18 protein-coding genes are annotated in these 17,616 nt (G+C 69.7%); 3 read left to right on the top strand and 15 right to left on the bottom strand.

All coding sequences use genetic code 11. The features are described 5' to 3' along the window. Window positions 1-432: 432 nt before the first annotated feature. The 6 genes from AB0B97_RS12430 to AB0B97_RS12405 all read right to left on the bottom strand — a co-directional run bounded on the left by AB0B97_RS12430 (window position 433) and on the right by AB0B97_RS12405 (window position 6,741). The gene (locus AB0B97_RS12430) at window positions 433-954 is read right to left on the bottom strand and encodes a YbaK/EbsC family protein (RefSeq protein WP_357493100.1); all 522 of its coding nucleotides are present in this window, start codon (window positions 952-954) and stop codon (window positions 433-435) included. Between the two features lie 29 nt (window positions 955-983). Continuing rightward, complete coding sequence (locus AB0B97_RS12425) at window positions 984-1,793, bottom strand: hypothetical protein (protein ID WP_357493098.1); 810 nt, start codon at window positions 1,791-1,793, stop codon at window positions 984-986. Next, on the bottom strand, window positions 1,780-2,535 hold the full coding sequence (locus AB0B97_RS12420) for a hypothetical protein (RefSeq protein WP_357493096.1): 756 nt from the start codon (window positions 2,533-2,535) through the stop codon (window positions 1,780-1,782). Before AB0B97_RS12420 ends, AB0B97_RS12425 begins: the two co-directional genes overlap by 14 nt. A gap of 6 nt (window positions 2,536-2,541) precedes the next feature. Continuing rightward, window positions 2,542-3,834, bottom strand: a complete 1,293-nt coding sequence (locus AB0B97_RS12415) for an ATP-grasp domain-containing protein (protein WP_357493094.1) — start codon at window positions 3,832-3,834, stop codon at window positions 2,542-2,544. After that, window positions 3,831-5,363 carry a hypothetical protein gene (locus AB0B97_RS12410; protein ID WP_357493092.1) on the bottom strand — a complete coding sequence of 511 codons (1,533 nt, stop codon included), beginning with the start codon at window positions 5,361-5,363 and terminating at the stop codon, window positions 3,831-3,833. Before AB0B97_RS12410 ends, AB0B97_RS12415 begins: the two co-directional genes overlap by 4 nt. A gap of 412 nt (window positions 5,364-5,775) precedes the next feature. Continuing rightward, on the bottom strand, window positions 5,776-6,741 hold the full coding sequence (locus AB0B97_RS12405) for a LysR family transcriptional regulator (protein ID WP_357493090.1): 966 nt from the start codon (window positions 6,739-6,741) through the stop codon (window positions 5,776-5,778). Between the two features lie 102 nt (window positions 6,742-6,843). On the opposite strand from AB0B97_RS12405, the gene AB0B97_RS12400 reads away from it, so the two are divergent. Beyond that, complete coding sequence (locus tag AB0B97_RS12400) at window positions 6,844-7,800, top strand: EamA family transporter (RefSeq protein WP_357493088.1); 957 nt, start codon at window positions 6,844-6,846, stop codon at window positions 7,798-7,800. 8 nt (window positions 7,801-7,808) lie between these two features. On the opposite strand, the gene AB0B97_RS12395 is transcribed toward AB0B97_RS12400, so the two are convergent. From AB0B97_RS12395 to AB0B97_RS12385, 3 genes are all read right to left on the bottom strand, one after another. Next, window positions 7,809-8,366 (bottom strand): YbaK/EbsC family protein, encoded by a 558-nt coding sequence (locus AB0B97_RS12395; protein ID WP_357493086.1) that lies wholly within the window; start codon window positions 8,364-8,366, stop codon window positions 7,809-7,811. 156 nt (window positions 8,367-8,522) lie between these two features. Continuing rightward, on the bottom strand, window positions 8,523-10,016 hold the full coding sequence (gene zwf / locus AB0B97_RS12390) for a glucose-6-phosphate dehydrogenase (RefSeq protein WP_357493084.1): 1,494 nt from the start codon (window positions 10,014-10,016) through the stop codon (window positions 8,523-8,525). A 292-nt stretch (window positions 10,017-10,308) separates the two neighbouring features. Further along, window positions 10,309-11,211 carry a glycosyltransferase gene (locus AB0B97_RS12385; RefSeq protein ID WP_357493082.1) on the bottom strand — a complete coding sequence of 301 codons (903 nt, stop codon included), beginning with the start codon at window positions 11,209-11,211 and terminating at the stop codon, window positions 10,309-10,311. Between the two features lie 182 nt (window positions 11,212-11,393). Here AB0B97_RS12385 and AB0B97_RS12380 point away from each other — a divergent pair, with 182 nt between their 5' ends. Then, window positions 11,394-13,721 carry a tetratricopeptide repeat protein gene (locus tag AB0B97_RS12380; protein WP_357493080.1) on the top strand — a complete coding sequence of 776 codons (2,328 nt, stop codon included), beginning with the start codon at window positions 11,394-11,396 and terminating at the stop codon, window positions 13,719-13,721. Window positions 13,722-13,882: 161 nt separating this feature from the next. Here the strand turns inward: AB0B97_RS12380 and AB0B97_RS12375 are convergent, their stop codons facing one another. Both AB0B97_RS12375 and wrbA read right to left on the bottom strand, forming a co-directional pair. Then, a complete protein-coding gene (locus tag AB0B97_RS12375; protein ID WP_357493078.1) occupies window positions 13,883-14,281 on the bottom strand; it encodes a hypothetical protein in 399 nt (132 codons plus the stop codon). 429 nt (window positions 14,282-14,710) lie between these two features. Beyond that, entirely contained in the window at window positions 14,711-15,310 is a 600-nt protein-coding gene (gene wrbA / locus AB0B97_RS12370; protein ID WP_357493076.1) for an NAD(P)H:quinone oxidoreductase, read from the bottom strand. Window positions 15,311-15,493: 183 nt separating this feature from the next. On the opposite strand from wrbA, the gene AB0B97_RS12365 reads away from it, so the two are divergent. Beyond that, entirely contained in the window at window positions 15,494-15,709 is a 216-nt protein-coding gene (locus AB0B97_RS12365) for a hypothetical protein (protein WP_357493074.1), read from the top strand. A gap of 113 nt (window positions 15,710-15,822) precedes the next feature. Here AB0B97_RS12365 and AB0B97_RS12360 read toward each other — a convergent pair whose 3' ends face one another. From AB0B97_RS12360 to AB0B97_RS12345, 4 genes are all read right to left on the bottom strand, one after another. Continuing rightward, window positions 15,823-16,215, bottom strand: coding sequence for a nuclear transport factor 2 family protein (locus tag AB0B97_RS12360; RefSeq protein WP_357493072.1), 393 nt, complete (start codon window positions 16,213-16,215; stop codon window positions 15,823-15,825). A gap of 5 nt (window positions 16,216-16,220) precedes the next feature. Beyond that, window positions 16,221-16,415 (bottom strand): hypothetical protein, encoded by a 195-nt coding sequence (locus tag AB0B97_RS12355; RefSeq protein WP_357493070.1) that lies wholly within the window; start codon window positions 16,413-16,415, stop codon window positions 16,221-16,223. Window positions 16,416-16,619: 204 nt separating this feature from the next. Further along, window positions 16,620-17,108, bottom strand: coding sequence for a hypothetical protein (locus AB0B97_RS12350; RefSeq protein WP_357493068.1), 489 nt, complete (start codon window positions 17,106-17,108; stop codon window positions 16,620-16,622). Between the two features lie 156 nt (window positions 17,109-17,264). Further along, on the bottom strand, window positions 17,265-17,612 hold the full coding sequence (locus AB0B97_RS12345; protein ID WP_357493066.1) for a VOC family protein: 348 nt from the start codon (window positions 17,610-17,612) through the stop codon (window positions 17,265-17,267). Window positions 17,613-17,616 lie beyond the last annotated feature (4 nt).

Genomic DNA, 17,616 nt, shown 5'->3' with positions numbered 1-17,616 from the left:
GGATTTGTCGACTTTCGAATTCACCGCCACAACAATTCCAGGGACTGGATCACATGCCCTGTCGGGGGAGATTCCCGGGAGTACCGGTACCGTCGGCGACGCAGCCGACGGCAAGGGCCCGTCGGTCGAGAAAATGGCACGGCTATTTGCCGTCGAAGGTGCCGACGGGGCCGGTAAGACCACTGCCGCCCTGAGCTTCGCCGCCCAGTTCCACCTTCCAGCGGCACTGAAAGATGTGACGATGGCCGGCCCGACCGGGCCCGCCCGGCGGTCTGGGTCGGTGAGGTGATCAACCACTGTGCACGGTTCGCCGCGGCGATCAGCGTCGGCTGACGGGTGCCGCCGGTCGGCGATCCGGCCGATGGCGCTGGCGCCGGGTCCGGTCCGAGCGGATCGGACCGCATCGGGAGCCGGCGCCACCGGCCGGATCGCCTACGCCACCTGTTCGATCGGGGCGGTCCGGTCGAGTCCCGGCCCCTGCGCGATGTCGAGCAGGGTGGGTCTGGCCAGGCGGAGATAGTCCGTGGTGCGCAGGGCGACGGAGCGGTCCAGCGCCGCGGCGTTGAAGAAGATGTCGGTTGTCTCCAGTAGGGCCGGATCCACGATCAACTCCAACTCGGCGTCGAAGGCGAACGGCATGATGGTTCCGCTGACGGTGCCGGCGAGCCGTTCGGCGGTCTGCCGGTCGGCGAAGCCCGCGTCGCGGCCGCCCACGCTCTCGCGGATCCGGTCGAGGTCGACGCGCCGGTCGCCGGGCACCACGGCCAGGACGAAACGAACCTGCCTTTTGCTGATCTTCACGCGGACGACGATGCACTTCGCCGCCTGCTCCGGAGGGTGCCCGCGCAGCAGGCTCGCCCGTTCCGTCCGGCCTTCCGGGGCGTGCCGGATCAGCCGGTATTGTGCGCCGCCCTCCTCGAGCAGGTTCAGCAGCCGGTCCGCCGCGGTGGGCACCGGATGATGCTTGTCCGAGGGCTCGGGACTCATCCCCAGACCACCGCAGAGTCGAGCGAGTCGTCCGCGAAACCGATGAAGAAGCCCATGGTGAGCCGGTCGGAGCCGGAGACCCGCTCGATCGAGTGGTACCGGGTGGGGTTGATCAGGTAGACGTCGTTCGCCTGTGGGCGGAACTCGTGGCCGGGCACGTCCCTGACCACCTGCTCGTCGTAGCCCAGCCCACTCTGGATCTTGTACTGCTCGTCGGCGGCCGCCCAGGGCTTGCGGTAGATCCGCAACTCGCCGCCGCTGTCGCACTCCTGGATGCACACCACGCAGCTGAGCTGGTAAGCCAGATCCTGAAGGGCCACCTCGGTGCCCGCGGCATCGCGCATGATGTTGTCGTTGTGCAGGGGATTGCGGACGCCGTCGGCGTGGATGCGGATCACCGACTCCGCGTACTCGCCCCGCCCCGGTTGCGCCGCCGGCTCGAGGCTGCTCAGCCCGAACTGCACCCGCAGCCCGTCCCGGACGTGCTGGGCCAGGTCGAATGAGACGCCCTCCAGCATCACCTTCGCCTCCTTCGCGGCCTGGAGGTAACCCTCGAAGTCGTCGAGGTACTTGGCCAGGTACGGGCCAATGGTCGTGAGCGCGCCGTTGGCGTACGTGGTGGTGGAGGCCGAATCGAAGACCTCCCGGAGCCGAGCTCGATTCTCGGCGAAGACCTCGTCGGGAAGCAGGTTGCGCAGCACGACGACGGCCACGTCGCCGTCCACCAGCCGGCGGAGTAGGTCCCCGGACGGGCGGGTGGTGCGGACGTCGACGACGACGCGATTCCAGTTTTCAGACTCGTACATGCTGACGTTCTCCTTCGGGTCGGGATGCGGTGGCGGCAGCGGGCAGCGGCAGTTCCAGCACGTGGTCCGTCGGCAGGGGAGTCCACCTGTCCACCGCGCCCAGCGCCGGGATGATCTCCGAGGACACGATGGTGGCTCCGGGACGGTCCAGCCGGGACATACCGAAGTAGATCGGGCGGTCGTTGTCGGCGGGGCTCCAGTGCACGACGTAGGCCGCGTTGAGGTTGACCGCGATCGCGTTGCCGGAGGTGCCTCCGGTCGGGACGGCCCGCAGCCTGGTCAGGGTCTCCACCGGGTCGAGAGCCTCGGCCCCGGGCGGGACGATGTAGTCGAAGTACTCCAGCGAGTCGAACCGGGACGCGGGCAGGCCCAGCCGGCGGTACACGGTGGGCATGAACCCGTTGTGCATGAAGTACCAGGGGAAGTCCCCGGCACGTTCCAACGGGTGGGTGAACTCCAGGCCATGGTTGGTCGGGAGCGTGGCATGGCGGGTGTGGATGGCCAGGAAGGTGGAGCGCAGGCCGATGAGGGGTGACTCACCGACGCTCTCCTCGATCGGCCGCACGTCGCGATGCGTCCGCAGGTGTGGCGCGTCGGGGGCGCTCCACACCGCACCCCAGCCGTTGGGGTGGACCCGCACCGGACCCTCGTGCGTGGCGGTGCGCCCGCAGGCCATCGCGACGGCGGCGTCCACCATCTCACGGACGTCGAAGTCTCCCACGCAGAGCAGTAGTCGGCACATGAGCGATCAGCCCTCCCATCGGTCGGCGACGACGGACCGCAGGTTCTTGAGCACCTCGTCAACGTGGTCGCCGGTGATCAACAGGCGGCCCAGGGCGCCGGCATGCCGCAGCACGTCCGAGGCCAGGGCGGCGCGGTCCACCGCCGGCAGGTCCCGCTCGGGCGGCGCGGGCAGATGGAGCATCCGTACATCGGGGTCGACGTCGGCCATCGCCTCCGCGACGGCGAGTTCCTGCGGCGAGGTGAGAGACACCTGACCGGCCACCCCGCGACGCGAGCGCGGCGGCAGGAGGGCCGGTGGCGTGTCGTCCAGATGGCACCGGACGGCGATGTCGGCCCAGTCCATGCCGGTCGAGGCGGCCACGAGCGCCACCAGCCCGCCACCGGAGAGCCGGAAACCCATCTCGACGAACACCGGTCCGGCGTCGCCGAGGATGGCGTCGAGGTGGAACGGGCCCTCCCGGTAGCCGGCCGCCTCGACGGCGGACCGCGCCAGCCGGTGCAGCGCGGCGTCCGCGTGGTCACCATGCTCGGCGACGTGGCCGATCTCGCGGAATCCGGACAGCCCGGTGGCACCCGGGGCGTCCTGCGGTTCCACAGCGGTCAACTTGTGGCAGACGCTGAGCAGGTACACGCGTCCGGCCCGCACCACGCCCTGAAGTGAGACCTCGGGACCGCGTACGAACTCCTCCGTGATGACCGCCTCGAACGAGGCGCCGCCGTAGTTGCGCAAGCCGGTGATCACCGACAACGCCTGCCGACGCTGAGCCTCGTCGGCGGCCAGCAACACCCCCAGGCCGCCGCCGCCGTCAACCGGCTTGACCACCTGCGGGTAGGCCAGGTCGGTCCGGGACACGCCACCGTCGGCGGCGAGCACAGCGCTGCGGGGCTGCGGCAGCTCCGGCGCGACCCGTGCGAGCGCGGCCCGCTGCTCCTGCTTGTGCAGTGGCTCGAACGTGGCTCCCATCCGCGGCCACGGCGCCGTGCCGAGGGACCGCGCCGCGGTGAACGCGGCGTCGACGTAACGCTCGAAACCGGTGAGCAGCAGGGCCGGTGCGATGCCGGCCTCCGCCAACGCGGCGATGACCTGCCGGGGGTCCTCCGGGCGCGACACCGCCAGCTCCACGTCGAACTGCCGGCGGCCGAGGTCGCGGCGTCGGCGCAGGTAGCTGGCCGTCTCCACCAGCACCGCCCGCATCCGCCGGGACCGGGCGCAGTCCAGGTACGGGTCGAGCCCGTCCCGGGTGGCCCCCACCTGTACGAAGTCGGATCCACCCGACTGCGGCGCCACGCCGGTCATCGCCCGGAAAGCAGTTCGGGAACCGCGTGGCCGTCGGCTCCCCGCAGGCTGAGGACGACCTTCTTGTGCGGATCGCCCTCCAGGATCGCGTCGATCAGCTCGCCCTTGACCGGCGTGGTGGACGGCAGCCGCAGCGAGCTGCGATAGAGCAACCGCAGCTGTGCGAGGGTGAGTCCGGTGACGCGCTGAAGCCGGCCGGCGAGGGCCGCCACGTCCCCGGCCGGCGGCACCACGTCCTCGGCGAGCAGATCGTGGATGGTCTCGGTCGAGCTCACCAGATCCGGCTGCTCATTGCTCAGGTAGCGGTCCAGGTGCAGGCCCTTCTCCGTGAACGGCGCGTACACCATGGCGACGAGCTGCTCGTCGGTCAGGCCGTACGCCTCCATCGCGTACGCCTGCATCGCCGAGCGCATCCGGGCTACGGCTGCCGCACCGGCGTAGCGCTCCCGCATCACCGTGATGAGGCGGTCGGGGAACTCCTTCTGGTGCATCAGGCCCAGAGCGAAGTCGACGTACTCGGCCAGGCCCTCGGCGTACGTCCGGCCGTGGCGTCGCTCGGTCTTCAGTGCCCGCAGGTGCGCCATGAGCGCCGGGTTGCCGCAGTCGGACTCGGTGAAGCTGAAGGCGACGTCGTCGAAGACGAAGCCGAGGAACTCCGTCAGCAGATCCCAGTGGTCCCCGGAGGCGTATGCCGTGTCGTCGTAGATGGAGAAGAACTGAAGATCGGTGCGGACGTCGGTGGTGATGGCCCGCTCGGCGATGGTGGCCGTCGCGTCCGCACCGTGGATGTCCGCGAAGTAGGCACCGGAGATCTTGTCGAGGGAGGACAGGAAGCCCTTGAAGCCGCTCCGGTGGTCGGGCGACGGTTGCAGGCCGAAGCGCCGGGCGAGGCGGGTGACCCACAGGAAGTAGTCCCGTTGCTCCGTCTGCGAGTCACCAGTGATGATCACGTTGACCCCGCCGTCGTGGGCGGCGGCGAGCCCGAAGGCGTTGACCATGCTGAGGTTGCAGGCGTTGCAGAAGGTGGGCCTGGCGTCCGCGGCGGTGCGGTGGCCGGTCATCAGGATGTCGACCCGATTGCGCTCGACGACCTCGCGCCGCTGCGGCAGGTCGACGTCGAATGTCGACACCACCGACCCGTCGACCACCAGTAGTTCACAGTCGGGGTCGTCGAGCAGGCCCAGCGCCCGGTACGCCCGGTCGATGTTCTCCATGACGGCGCGCGGCATACCCGCATGCCGGTTCGTCGCCACCCGCATCCGGAAGGTGCTGCCGTAGATCTCGGCGAGGACGAGCTGCATCGCCCGGACGAAGGCGAGGGTGTACGAGCTGTCCTTGCCGCCGCCGTAGGCGACGAGGACGACGTTGCGGTTCAGCGACGCCGGCTCGGGCAGCGCGGCGTACAGGCGCATCGCGCAACGCGCCGCGCTGGTCAGGTTCTCGCGGGACATCGCGGAGCGGAGGGCGGTCAACGCGTCCCGCCGGGTTGCGACCCGGCTGGGGGAGCGCTCGACTGTCGGAGTCACCATTGAGATCGATCACCTTCCCTGTGGCCGTCCCGTCAGGGACCGCACGCGATAGGGCAGGCGCATATGACCGACGACCGGGCGAAGGTGGAATTGCCCAGGCGTACGGATATGGCGTGCCTTTACTGTGTTCCTGGCATCGGGTGATTGTCGTCGTCCGTCACGACCGGACCCGGGAAATGAGAAGCCGAACAGCTATCGGATAAGACTTCGTTTAGCATCGGCAATGACATCGGCGGCCCACCATGGAGCGGCCCTGTGATTGAACCTCAATTGCGCCCCCGTCCGGCAACCCGTTCGATCCCTACAATGGGGGAGGGGGTGCCAGGTGGTCAAGCCGCAATCTCGTAGTTTGAACCTGGCCCCGCCCAAGCGCATCACTTCGACCTATCGGAAATGGCCGAAAGGCTCCTGGTCAGCCAGTCGTCGAACGTCGTGCGGACGTCGCGACATTCGGGGAATCAGAGTGGGCGGTCCGAGCAGCGGATGCTTCGTGCAACGCGTCGAGGGCGGCGGTGATCGCCGGCCGGTCGCTGGTGCTCGCCCGCCACACGGCCATGATCTGCCGGGAGCTGGTTGGCCGCAGCGGCAGTGCCACGACCTCCGACGGCAGGCGCCCACGGCCCAGCCGGGGCAGCAACGCGACGCCCAGCCCGGCGGCCACCAACGACACCTGGGACTGGTACTCGTCCACCTGGCAGGTGATGTCGGGCTGCCGGCCCCGCTCGGCGAAAGTCCGCAGTAGCCACGCGTGACACATCGATCCGGGACGCTGGCTGATCCACCGCTCGGCGACCAGGTCATCGGCGGAGACCTCGTCCCGGCCTGCCAATGGATGCCCGGCCGGCAGGAGCACGTCGGCGACGTCGTCGCCCAACGGGGTGCACCGCAAGCCGTCGGGGAGGACCAGCGGGGTGTTGTGCCAGTCGTGCACGACGGCGACGTCCACCTCTCCCTCGGCCACCAGGTCGACGCCGCGGAGCGGGTCCACCTCCGACACGCGGAGGTCCAGGCCGGGGTGCCGGCGGGTCAGCTCCACCAGCACGTCCGGCAGGAGTCCTCGGCAGGCCGTCGGGAAGGCGGCGAGCGTGAGGCGGCCGGTCGGCGTTCCGTGCTGGAGTTTCAGTCGGGTCTCCGCCCGCTCCAGGGCCGCCAGCACCTCCCCCGCCGTCTGCGTGAGGATCTGCCCAGCGGGGGTCAGCGCCACCCGGCGGCCCTCGCGGTCGAGAAGGGGGGCGCCGGCCTCCCGCTCCAGCTTGGCGATCTGCTGTGACACGGCGGACGGCGTGTAGCCGAGCGCCGACGCGGCCCCGCTGATGGAACCGAAGGTCGCCACGGCGTGCAGCGCACGCAGCCGGCCCAGATCGTGTAGTGAAGCCATGCTAACGAACTCCCATTAGAAAGTGTCAGCCTTCGGGTCCTTGGCGGCGGCGCCGGATGAGACATCATGGGTCCGGTCCGGTGGCGCGTGCCGGGTAGGAGGATGGGCGGTGAGGAGATAACGATGAAGCCGACTCATGTCGGGCTGGTCGTTTTCGTCGCGGCGGTCTGGGGCGTGAACTTCGTTGTCATCGATGTAGGTCTGCAAGATTTCCCGCCGCTGCTCTTCTCCGCACTGCGTTTTATCCTCGCCGCGATACCGGCGGTCTTCTTCGTCGGTTCGCCGCGGGTCGCCTGGCGGTGGGTTCTCATCGTCGGAATAGTGCTCGGCGTGCTGAAGTTCAGTTTCCTCTTTATCGGGATGCACGTCGGCATGCCCGCCGGACTTGCTTCCCTGGTGTTGCAGAGTCAGGCGGCGTTCACCATTGTTCTCGCCACTTTGCTGCTGCGCGAGCGGCCCAGGGCGGTGCAGTTGGTCGGCCTGGGCGTCGCCATGGCCGGGATCGTCCTGGTGGGCACGCGGCTCGGTGGGACGACGCCGGTCGCCGGGTTCCTGTTGGTGCTGGCTGCTGCCGCCTGCTGGGGACTGGCGAACATCGCGACCCGCAAGGCCAACCCGCCGGACATGTTCCGGTTCATGGTCTGGGTGAGCGTGGTTCCTCCCCTTCCGTTGCTGATCCTCTCGGCCGTCTTCGAGGGCGTTCAGGACGACCTCGCCGCGCTGCGCTCGATGTCGGTGTCCGGTGTGGTCGCCGCCGTGTACGTGGCCTGGGTCGCGACCCTGCTAGGTTACGCGATCTGGGGATACCTGATCCGGATCCACGGAGCCACCTCGGTGGCCCCCTACGCGTTGCTGATACCGGTGTTCGGTCTGGGCGCCGCGGCCGTCTTCCAGGGTGAACCCCTTACCGCCGTCACGATCCTGGCCAGCGTGCTGGTCATCTCCGGGGTCGCGGTCGGTGCGGTGCGCCTCCCGCGGCAGGCGTCGTCCGAAGCCATCGTGCCGGTCGGCGGAACCGACGACGCCGTTCCGGTTCTCACGGCGCGGCGTCTGCCGTAGGCCGCCCTCTACAAGGACGGCTCGCCGTTCCGTTGTACCCCGGGCTCCGGCTCGGCGATGGCGTGCACCGAAGGCTGCGCCAGTCGGACGTAGTCGGCGGTCCGCAGGCTGACGGAGCGTTCCAGCGCGCCCGCGTTGAAGAAAATCTTCTCGTGCTCCAGCAGCCCGGGATCGACGATCAGGTCCAGCGCCGCACCGAAGGTGAAGGGCACGATGGTGCCGCTTGGCGACCCGGTCAACCGCTCGGCCGTCGCCGCATCGGCGAACATGGCGTGCCGCGCCTGGTATTGCTCCTTCAGCCGGTCGAGGTTCAGGCGCTGGTCCCCGGGCACGACCGCCAGGACGTACCGGGATTCCTTTTTGGTGATCTTGAGACGCACGACTATGCACTTGGCCGCCTGCCCGGCGGGGTGGCCCCGCAAGGCGCTGACTTCGGTGGTGCGCCCCTCCGGCCGGTGATCGAGGGAACGGTAGTCGGCGCGTCCCTCGTCGAGCAACGCGATCAGCCGCTGCTCGGTGGTGCCGTCAGTGCCATCTGTCGGGGCGAGCCGGAGTTCATCGTGCATTTCCATACTTTAGTGCTCCCTCGTCATTTTGCCTGTCCGGGCGCGGTGCCGGTGCCCTTCACGCTCGACACGATGGCGTCGAGGACGGCCCGGCGGGGATGTTTCTCTGGTCTGCCCATCCACTGCGGGGAGGGCAGCATCGGCACTGTGGCAGGGTCACGCGGAGTTGCGCCACTTGCGGCCGTTCCGGCCGATGAGCCGATCGGCGTCGGTCGGGCCCCAGGAGGCGGCCTCGTAGGTCGGGATCGGCGAGTTGTCCTTCTCCCAGTTCTCGATGATCGGGTCGACGATCCGCCAGCACTGTTGCACCTCGTCGCTGCGGATGAACAGCGACGCGTCACCGATCAGCGCGTCCAGGAGCAGACGCTCGTACGCCTCCGGGGACTCCTCGACGAACGTCTGGTCGTAGGAGAACTCCATCGTGGCGGTGCGGACCCGGAAGGAGTGGCCCGGCACTTTGGCACCGAAGCGCAGCGAGATGCCCTCGTTCGGCTGGATCCGCAGGATCAGCGCGTCGGCATCGAGGCCGGTGAGCTGGTCGGTCGGGATCGGCAGGTGCGGCGGCCGCTGGAACTGCAGTGCCACCTCGGTGAGCCGGGCCGGCAGGCGCTTGCCGGTGCGTACGTAGAACGGCACCCCGGCCCAGCGCCAGTTGTCCACGTTGAGCCGCATAGCGGCGTAGGTCTCGGTGCGCGACAAAGGGTCCACGCCGGCCTCCTCGCGGTAGCCGGCCATCAGATCCTCGCGCGTGCCGCCCCGGGTGTACTGTCCCCGGACCGCGGCCTCGGCGATGTCCCGGTCGGTGGGGAGCCGGATCGCCTGCAGCAGCTTCACCTTCTCGTTGCGCAGGCCCTCAGCCTCGAACGAGGCCGGTGGCTCCATCAGTGCCAGCGCGAGGACCTGGAGCACGTGGTTCTGCACGATGTCCCGCATCGCGCCGGCGTCCTCGTAGAAGCCGCCGCGGCTGCCGACGCCGAGGGTCTCGGCGACGGTGATCTGCACGTGGTCGACCCAGGAGCGATCCCAGATGGGCTGGAAGATCGAGTTCGCGAAGCGCAGCGCCAGCACGTTCTGGACGGTGTCCTTGCCCAGATAGTGATCGATGCGAAAGACCTGGTGCTCGTCGAACGCGCTGTGCACGACGCGGTCGAGCTCACGGGCCGTGACCAGGTCGCGCCCGTACGGCTTCTCGATGACCAGGCGGGAGAAGGAGCCTTCGCGTGGCTGGTTGAGCCCGACGCCGGCCAGTCCGTTGATCACCGGCTCGAAGGCCCCGGCGGGGGTGGACAGGTAGAAGAGCCGGTTGCCGGACGTGCCCCGCTGTGCGTCCAGTTCGTCGAGGGTCACCACGAGCCGTTTGTAGGTCTCCGGGTCGTCGTAGCCGCCCGCCACGTACCGCACGCCGCCCTGGAGCTGGCGCTTGCTGGCGAGGGTACGTTCGCCGAGGGCGCTCTCGATGAACTGCTCGTCGGTCATCGGCGTGCGCGCGACGCCGACCAGCGCGAACTGGTCCGGGAGCCGCTCGTGCCGAGCCAGGCTCTCGACTGCGGGCAGCAGCTTACGCCGGGTCAGGTCACCGGAGGCGCCGAAGATCACCAGGGCGGCCGGCGGGGCACTGCGATCCTGGATGAGCTGAGTTGCGCGGTCCATGGTCTGCGTTCCTCCGGGCACAAGGGATGTGGGTTCGGGGGTGTCGTGCTGTCATGCCAAGGAATTGTGCGGCTGTGGGGGTGGTGTCCGGGGTCACGGGGCGTGGCCCATTGGTCGTGGAGCTCGAGCGTCCCATGCCGGGCTGACGGTTGGGCGACTCGGTGCGGTCTGTGGGAGTCGGGAGTGGGACGCCCTCGTGGCCGCGCCCGCGGGCGCGGCAGAACGGGACGGGCGGCAGCGCCGGAATCGACCGGTGCAGCGGTAGCGCCCACTCATCGCGAACGTCCGACAGTCAGTGGGAATCCGCCGGGCGCACCGTCGTGCTGACCGTGGGAACCGGCACGCCGGCGGCCTCGATCAGCACAGCGGCCTCAGCGGCCACCGCATGCCATCGGCGGCGCAGCATGCCGTCGGGGAACGCGTCGGTCCAGGGCTTGACCTCGGTGGCGTAGTGCGTGATGAACGGCGCCCGTTCCAGATCCACCTGGTACGGCATCGGCACGTACCGCTCGCCGTGGTAGGTGAAGTCCAGGCGCTGCTGCACGACACTGACCGGCATCACGTTCCATCGTGGATCGAGCAACTCGAACCTGCCGCCGAGCAGGTAGTTCAGCGTGTCCTGGTCTCCGAACAAGGGGCGCCAGTCGGGGTTGGCGATCAACTCTGCGGCCCGCTCGGTCAGCCGCTCGGCCCGCCAGCGTGCCACGTCGATGGCCAGCAGGCCGGAGTTGAAGTACGGGAAGCTGGGTGCCCGGCCGCTCAGCGGGAACCGGTCGGTCTCTACGTGCGGGCTGCCCAGCTCGGGAATGTACGGGTCGCGTGCCGCCGCGACCGGGTAGTCGTGCGCGATCGGCCGGTGCAGGGTGTGCACGCTGACGCGGGCGATCATGTCCGAGTCCAGGTAGAGCAGCCGGTCCGCGTCGATGAGGCCGGGTGCGACGATCCGCGCGTACCCCATCGGCGTGATGTAGCCGATCCGCATGTCGGGAAAGGTGAAGTCGCGTTGGATGACGGTCACCGTCGCCGGAGCGGCGGCGGCCGTCAGTGCCGCCAGCGAGTCCGGGAGAACGCCGGGGTCGCAGAGCAGGTAGAGGTGCAGCGGCTCCGGTCCCTGCCAGCTGCGGGCCAGCGACCGGGCTGCCACGCAGGTGGGCCAGACGTAGTGGGCGTCAAGGCACAGGACGACACCGTTCACCGTCCGGTCACCGATCGCCGGAAGGCCGTGCCATCGGTGACCAGGATCTTCTCGAACACAGCGGCGAGCAGTGCCAGCATCAGCCCTCCGGCCGTTGTTGGAGCAAGCAACCGTAACGCAGAATCGACCATGGCCGGAGACGCCGCAGATTGCAAGCGGAAGGGGCGGTCCTGATGTCCGAGATGGACAGCCGAAGCTCCGGCGCGATCGCTGGACGGGACACCCGCATCAGGGGCGAGTACGCGGCCGGACGCGATATGGTGATCAACAACGTTCCCGAGTCACGCCCAGCGCCATTCGCCGTGCCACTCGACATCTCCGACTTCGCCGATCGAACGGACGAGTTCAGCGCCATTGTCAACATGTTCGGGGAATGCGCCGCCCCGGTGGTGGTGAATCTCTTCGGACCCGGCGGGATCGGCAAGTCGGCGCTGGCTGTCCGGGCGGCTCACCGCCTCCGCGACCGCTTCCCCGACGGCGTCCTGTACGCGGCCCTCGGCACCCAGTCCTGGCAGACCGCCGACATCGTCGCCGAATTCCTCTACCTGCTGGGCCGCTCGGCTGACGGTGCCACCGAGTCCCGGCTGGTTGCGGAGTTCCGGACCGCGGTTGCCGGCCGCCGGGTCCTGGTCGTGCTGGACGGGGCAACCTCTGCCGATCTGACCATCCCACTGCTGCCCACCACCGCTGGTTGCGGCGCGATCGTGACCAGTCGCCCGCCACTGACCGGCCTGCCCGGCGCTGAGCTGGTCGAGGTGCCGGTGCTGCCCGAGCCGGACAGCGTGGCCCTGCTCGGCCGCCTCGCCCGGGTGCAGATCGACGCGTCCAACGCAGACCAGGCGGCACTGCTGGTGCGGATGTGCGGCAGGTTGCCACTGGCGCTGCGTGTCGCCGGTGCGAAACTGAAGACCAGGGGCGACTGGGATATGGGCCGGCTGTCCGAACGGATGGCGGCGGCGGCCAACCGGCTCGACCTACTCCGGATTGGGGACCTCGAGGTGCGCGCGACGCTGCTGACCAGCTACTCCGAGCGCGACCCTGGCGAGCAGCGGGCGTTTCGGGCGCTCGCCCTGGCCGGTGGCGACGAGTTTCCCGGTTGGATGCTGGCGCCGTTGCTGCAGGTGAGCATGGCGGAGAGCGAGCGCCTGGTCGAGCGCCTGGTCCATGCACAACTCGTTCGCGTCACCCGGATGGACGGCACCGGTCAGCCCCTCTACCGCCTGCACGACCTGGTCCGCGACCTCGCCCGCGAGTTGGCCGACACGGACGCGGCCGCCGAGCGTGCGGCCATGGCGGTCCGGTTGAACGACCGCTACCTCGACCTCGTGGCGACTGCCGCCCGGGCGCTGCGGGAGCAGGGCTCTGGCAGCCGTGCTGCCGATCCCGTCTCTCCGGCGCCGGACGACGACTTCGCCGAGCTGCGCAGGACGATCACACTGGCACCCGTCGCCTGGTTCGCGTCCGGGCGGGACGGCATTCTCGCCAGCCTGCGCCGGGTCGCCGAGGACGGCCAGATGGACCGGGTGGGCCGCTTTGCCGACGCGATGCTCGCTCTGCTGATCGTCACCCCGTTCGCCGAGGACCGCATCCGGGTGCACCGGCTGGTGCTGGAGGCCAGCACCCGGGCCGGAGACCAGGTCCAGCTCGCCGGTGCGCGGCGGGACCTGGGTCGCGCCTTTCGGGACTTCGGCCGGTATGCGGAGGCGCGCGCGGAGCTTGAGGCCGCGATCACCGATTTCGCCGACCTGGGCGATGCCGGGGCGTTGGCCGAGACCCGACTGATCTATGCGGTGCTGCTCCGGTTGCTCGGGGAGAACCAGGCCGCCCGCGAGGTGGTCCTCGACTCACTCACCCACTTCGAGGCGACCGGGGAGACGGGCTGGCAGGCGTACGCATACCGGACTCTCGGCATCATCCACCGCAACCAGGCCGACTGGCCCGCCGCTGGCGCAGCCTTCGAGCGGGCGCTGGAGTTGTTCCGTGCCGTCGGCGACCGGCACCGGGAGGGTAACTGCCTGGTCCACTACGGCAGCGCGCTGCGCCAGCAGGGCGAGCCGGGCCGGGCGCTGCCCCTCTACGGCCGGGCGCGGGACATCTTCGCCGCGCTCGGCTTCTCGCTCTGGGAGGCGATCACTGACGTGCACCAGGCCGCGAGCCTGATGGACCTGGAGGTGCGGGAGGAGCCCGGCCTGCTGCTCGACCGGGCGCTGCGTACCTTCACCGACATCGGCGACCTCCGGTGGGCGGACATCGCCGAGTACCACCGTGCCCGGCTCGCTCTGCGGGCCGGCGATGTCGCCGGCGCGCTACCGCGGCTGGAACGGTCAGCCAGTCGGTTCCGGGAGCTCAACGAGCCGTACAGCGAATCCATGGTGCTGCTCACCCTGGCCCAGGCCCAGGCGCCCGGCCCGGCGGCCCGCTTCACCCTGCAGCGGCTGATCGAAAACGCCCGGCGGTTGGGAAACCCAATGCTGGAGAGCACGGCGACGCGACTGCTCGACCGTCGATGAACAGCGCGTTCTGCCGGGCGCCAGGCCCCGATCACGACCGTGCAGGCGTACGCGGTGTCCACGTCGCAGGCGCCACGTACCCCCGCGGCGGCGCGGCGGACCCGTCCCTGACCGCCCTCGCCCTGTCCCGCCGCCTCGCTGCCTTCCTGAGCGACCCGAGCCTAGCCGCCGTCCGGGCCACCGACGTGTAGGTCCCGGCCGGCGGCGTACCGGCCGGAGACGCGCATGTCGCGGCCCGCGACCGCGCCGCTCTCGTTCGCCTGAATGATCGTCGGGTCGGCCCCGGCGAGCGCGTCCCGCAGCGCCGCGGCGAATTCCGGGTCGGAAGTGATCTGCCGGGCCAGCCGCAGCGTCAGCCGATCTTCGGCGGCCGGCGTCGGCGCGGTGGTCACCTCGTCGATGACCTCCAGCGTTCCCGGGTCACCAGCGAACCGGTGCCGGATCACCTGGGCCACCCGGTCCGCCCCGGAGAGCAGCCGCTGCGCTGCCCCACCGGCCACGCCTGTGGAAAGGGCGGTCAGCGCTCCGACGGCGACGCTTGCCAGGTCCAGCGGTTCCATCTGTGCCTCCTGGTCGGGGCGGTCGTCCGGGTCCGTCCAGCCTAGCCGTCTTCCGTGGGGGATTCCGGACAGCGAGGTAGGCCCGGCGTAGCGCCGCGCAAAGGTCGGACGGAAGGCCCCCTCGACTCCACAGTCGACGCAGCAGCGGCGTCCGACTGAAGCGCCGACGGGATCAGCGCCTTCGACCACAAGGTCGCTACCGCCTACCGGTGGCCCCTCTACGCGTTCGTCGAGCGGCTCACCACGCCCGGCTTCCGGGAGGTGGAACGCCTACCCCGACCCGGCGACGACCAGCGCTGGCCGCACCCCGTCATGGCCGCGGTCGTGGTGTGATCACGCCGAGGGCCGGCCTCCCGTCGCGGGAGACCGGCCCTCGCTCAGCCTGAACACCCCCGTCGAGGCGGGCGTCCGGCAGGGCGGCAGCCGCGCTCAGGCGGTGAGCTTCCCGGCGATCTTGACGACCCGCTCGGCCATGTGGTCGAGGGCCGAGAACTGGGCGTCGCCCAGCGGGGCGTCGTTGCTGCCACCGGTGACGTGCGAGACGCCGTACGGGTTGCCGTCGGCGAACTTCAGCGGGTCGGTGTAGCCCGGGGCGACAACCAGGCCGCCGAAGTGGTGAACGGTGTTGTAGAGCGCGAGAAGGGTCGACTCCTGGCCGCCGTGCGCGGTCATGGACGCGGTGAAGCCGGCGTACACCTTGTCGGCGAGCAGCCCCTGCGCCCACTGCGGGCCGAGGGTGTCGATGAACTGCTTGAGCTGGCTGGCGACGTTGCCGTAACGGGTGGGCGTGCCGAACAGCACGGCGTCCGCCCAGACGACGTCGTCGGCGGTGGCCTTCGGCTCGTTCCTGGTGGCGTCGAAGTGCTGGCTCCAGGCGGCGTTGGAGGCGATGGCCTCCGCCGGGGCGAGCTCCGGAACCTGACGCAGCCGCACCTCGGCGCCAGCCTTCTCACCAGCCTCGGCGAGGCGCTTGGCCATGGCGTGGAGGGTACCGGTGGACGAGTAGTAGATGACGGAGAGCTTGGTCATCGGAGGCATCCTTCCCAAAGTAGTTGCCGCTGATAAATTTGCTGCAGCAACAATCTTGACTGTAGCAGCCACCGCGCGGCACCCTCAACGGCCCGGCCATGCCCAGCTCCGTGACGGAGCGCACCAGGCGACGGGCTCGGGCTGTGGCCGTCCAGCCGACGAAGCGGAGGTTCTGGCCCCGCGATGAGGCGATGGACCCCCGCGGCGCCACACCTGCGGGCCTCGCCGCTGGCTGTCCGCTTCACCGCGATCTGCCCGGGCTGGACGGCGAACAACGCGCACCATCAGTTGCGGGGGCAGACGAGCGCGCCGCTGCTGGTGCTCAACGGGCGGTACGACCCGGCCACCCGTACGACGGGGCCCAGCGGGTGGTGCGGCAGCTCGGCAGCCAGGGTCTGACGCGTCGACGTCGTGACGGTGACACCCCAGCTCACGGTAGGTAGTGCGACCGACTGGTCAGTCTCCTACCCGCCGGTCGGGGTGTCGCCGGTCATTCGCTGCGCATCGGTGGATCAGGAGTCGTCGGACGGGTCGGCCGGCTGCTGTCCCGGCCAGAACGGCCACTCCTCGAATGACCGGCACCGGCCGTCGTCGGCGAAGCGCATGACCCACAGGTCGCGGTACTCCTGGTCGACCGGGTCACCGTAGCGAACCTCTTGGCGCGACACGGCGGTGTCGCCCTCGACCGCGACGATCTCCGTGGTCATCCGGAACACCTCGTCGGGACCCTTGCGCTGCTTCTCCCACATCCGGGCGATGGCCGACAGACCGACGACCGGCGTCCAGTACGGCCCCTGCCGGTAGCTCGCATCCTCAGTGAAAAGCGTGACCAGCGCGTCCGTGCCCGGCGTCCGCCAGAGCCGCTCGTAGGCGGCGAGCCAGTCCTCGACGTGCTTCCTCTCCATGGACATCACCTTGCCACCGGAGCGGCGGCCAGCCGGGCGAACCGCGAGCTGGGGTCGCGCTCACACCGATCCGGTGAGTGGGTGAGCAGCGGCAGATGGCGATCCGCTTCGCCGTCTTCGCTAACGTCCTCGATCTGGACGAGCACGGGGATCCGCTCAACGAGAAGTACGCCGAGCGCCGTGCCGGCGACCTGGTTCAACGGTGCTGCCCTGCAGTTGCTGCACGGATATCGCTGGCCCGGCCGACATTCGTCCGGCGCGATCGCTCCGGATCGGCCGCTGATGGAGTGGCTGACCGTGGGTTGCTCAGAGGCCACTGGTCCAGGTGCCACAGGCTGCACGGACCCGCGAATCGGCGGTGACCGTCCGGGCGAGGGTCACCGCCGATAGCGTGGTCGAACCGGTCAGGCGGCCGAGCAGGCGGTGTCCAGCTCCTTGATGGCGGCTTCCAGGGCCTTCTTGCTGGGCTTGGCGTCGGCGGACTTGTTGTACGCGTCGCTCAGGCTCATCATCTCGTTCTGAATCTTTTCGGAGGCGGCGGTGACTGCCTCGTTGGCGCTCATCGAGTGCGCCAGGATCGCTACCGAGCCGGCGGCCCACTGGGCGCTGACCGCGAAGTGCCCGGCCGGCGGGCCGATCTTCTCGGCCTTGGTGACCTTAGCCGCGTTGTCCTTGATGTCCTTCTTGATGTCGGCGCAGGCCTTCACCGTGGCCGCGTCGTTGGCTGCGGTGCTGGCCGCGGTGGTGGCCGCACCGCCGGTCGGAGCGGCGCTCGAGGCCGCCGGCGACGGCGAGGTTGCGGTGCCCTCGGATTCGGGCTGCGGATCGCAGCCGGACGTCGCGATCGCCGCCGTAACAGCCAAGCCGGCCAGGACGAATCGAGTTCGGTTCATCGATGTTCCCCCGTGATCTTCATGTTCGGCGCACGCTACCAGCCCCGGTCGAACGGGTGGGGGCAGTTTCGTGGCCGACGCTCCACACGAGTCACCAGCTCGCCAGAATCGTCAAGAGGGCTTGTCGGGAGCGGTAGCCGGTGGCCCTTGTGCCGGTCAGCGGTGGCTGACGACGTTCACCACCTTGCCGTCGGGGTCGCGGACGAAGAAGCGCCGCACGCCCCACGGCTCGTCGGTGATCGGGTGCACGATCTCTGCGCCCGCCGCACGTACCGCCTCGTAGGCGGCGTCGACGTCATCGACCTCGACGCTGAGGTCCGGGTTGACGGCTGCCGCCGTGTCTCTGGTGACGAGGGTGACCTGGGCGGTGGGGTTGGACGGTGAGACCAGGGTGACCACCCAGCCCAGGTTCATGTCCTCCCGGAAACCCAGAAGCTGGTAGAAGCCGCTGCTCGCGGCCGGGTCGGCGGTGGTGATGTCGGGCACGGCGCGGCGGATCGTCATGCCG

Source organism: Micromonospora sp. NPDC049004 (assembly GCF_040649315.1).
Classification (GTDB): Bacteria; Actinomycetota; Actinomycetes; order Mycobacteriales; family Micromonosporaceae; genus Micromonospora.
Note: the sequence above shows the minus strand (reverse complement) of the source record. Positions and strands in the feature narration are given on the sequence as shown.

Bases quoted from the DNA above. Each gene is read 5' to 3' on its own strand.
- zwf (WP_357493084.1), bottom strand. From the start codon at position 10,016: ATGGACCGCGCAACTCAGCTCATCCAGGATCGCAGTGCCCCGCCGGCC.
- AB0B97_RS12400 (WP_357493088.1), top strand. From the start codon at position 6,844: ATGGGCGGTGAGGAGATAACGATGAAGCCGACTCATGTCGGGCTGGTC.
- AB0B97_RS12395 (WP_357493086.1), bottom strand. From the start codon at position 8,366: ATGCACGATGAACTCCGGCTCGCCCCGACAGATGGCACTGACGGCACC.
- AB0B97_RS12375 (WP_357493078.1), bottom strand. From the start codon at position 14,281: ATGGAACCGCTGGACCTGGCAAGCGTCGCCGTCGGAGCGCTGACCGCC.
- AB0B97_RS12415 (WP_357493094.1), bottom strand. From the start codon at position 3,834: ATGACCGGCGTGGCGCCGCAGTCGGGTGGATCCGACTTCGTACAGGTG.
- AB0B97_RS12380 (WP_357493080.1), top strand. From the start codon at position 11,394: ATGGACAGCCGAAGCTCCGGCGCGATCGCTGGACGGGACACCCGCATC.
- AB0B97_RS12345 (WP_357493066.1), bottom strand. From the start codon at position 17,612: ATGACGATCCGCCGCGCCGTGCCCGACATCACCACCGCCGACCCGGCC.
- AB0B97_RS12360 (WP_357493072.1), bottom strand. From the start codon at position 16,215: ATGGAGAGGAAGCACGTCGAGGACTGGCTCGCCGCCTACGAGCGGCTC.
- AB0B97_RS12365 (WP_357493074.1), top strand. From the start codon at position 15,494: ATGAGGCGATGGACCCCCGCGGCGCCACACCTGCGGGCCTCGCCGCTG.
- AB0B97_RS12350 (WP_357493068.1), bottom strand. From the start codon at position 17,108: ATGAACCGAACTCGATTCGTCCTGGCCGGCTTGGCTGTTACGGCGGCG.
- wrbA (WP_357493076.1), bottom strand. From the start codon at position 15,310: ATGACCAAGCTCTCCGTCATCTACTACTCGTCCACCGGTACCCTCCAC.
- AB0B97_RS12425 (WP_357493098.1), bottom strand. From the start codon at position 1,793: ATGTACGAGTCTGAAAACTGGAATCGCGTCGTCGTCGACGTCCGCACC.
- AB0B97_RS12405 (WP_357493090.1), bottom strand. From the start codon at position 6,741: ATGGCTTCACTACACGATCTGGGCCGGCTGCGTGCGCTGCACGCCGTG.
- AB0B97_RS12410 (WP_357493092.1), bottom strand. From the start codon at position 5,363: ATGGTGACTCCGACAGTCGAGCGCTCCCCCAGCCGGGTCGCAACCCGG.
- AB0B97_RS12420 (WP_357493096.1), bottom strand. From the start codon at position 2,535: ATGTGCCGACTACTGCTCTGCGTGGGAGACTTCGACGTCCGTGAGATG.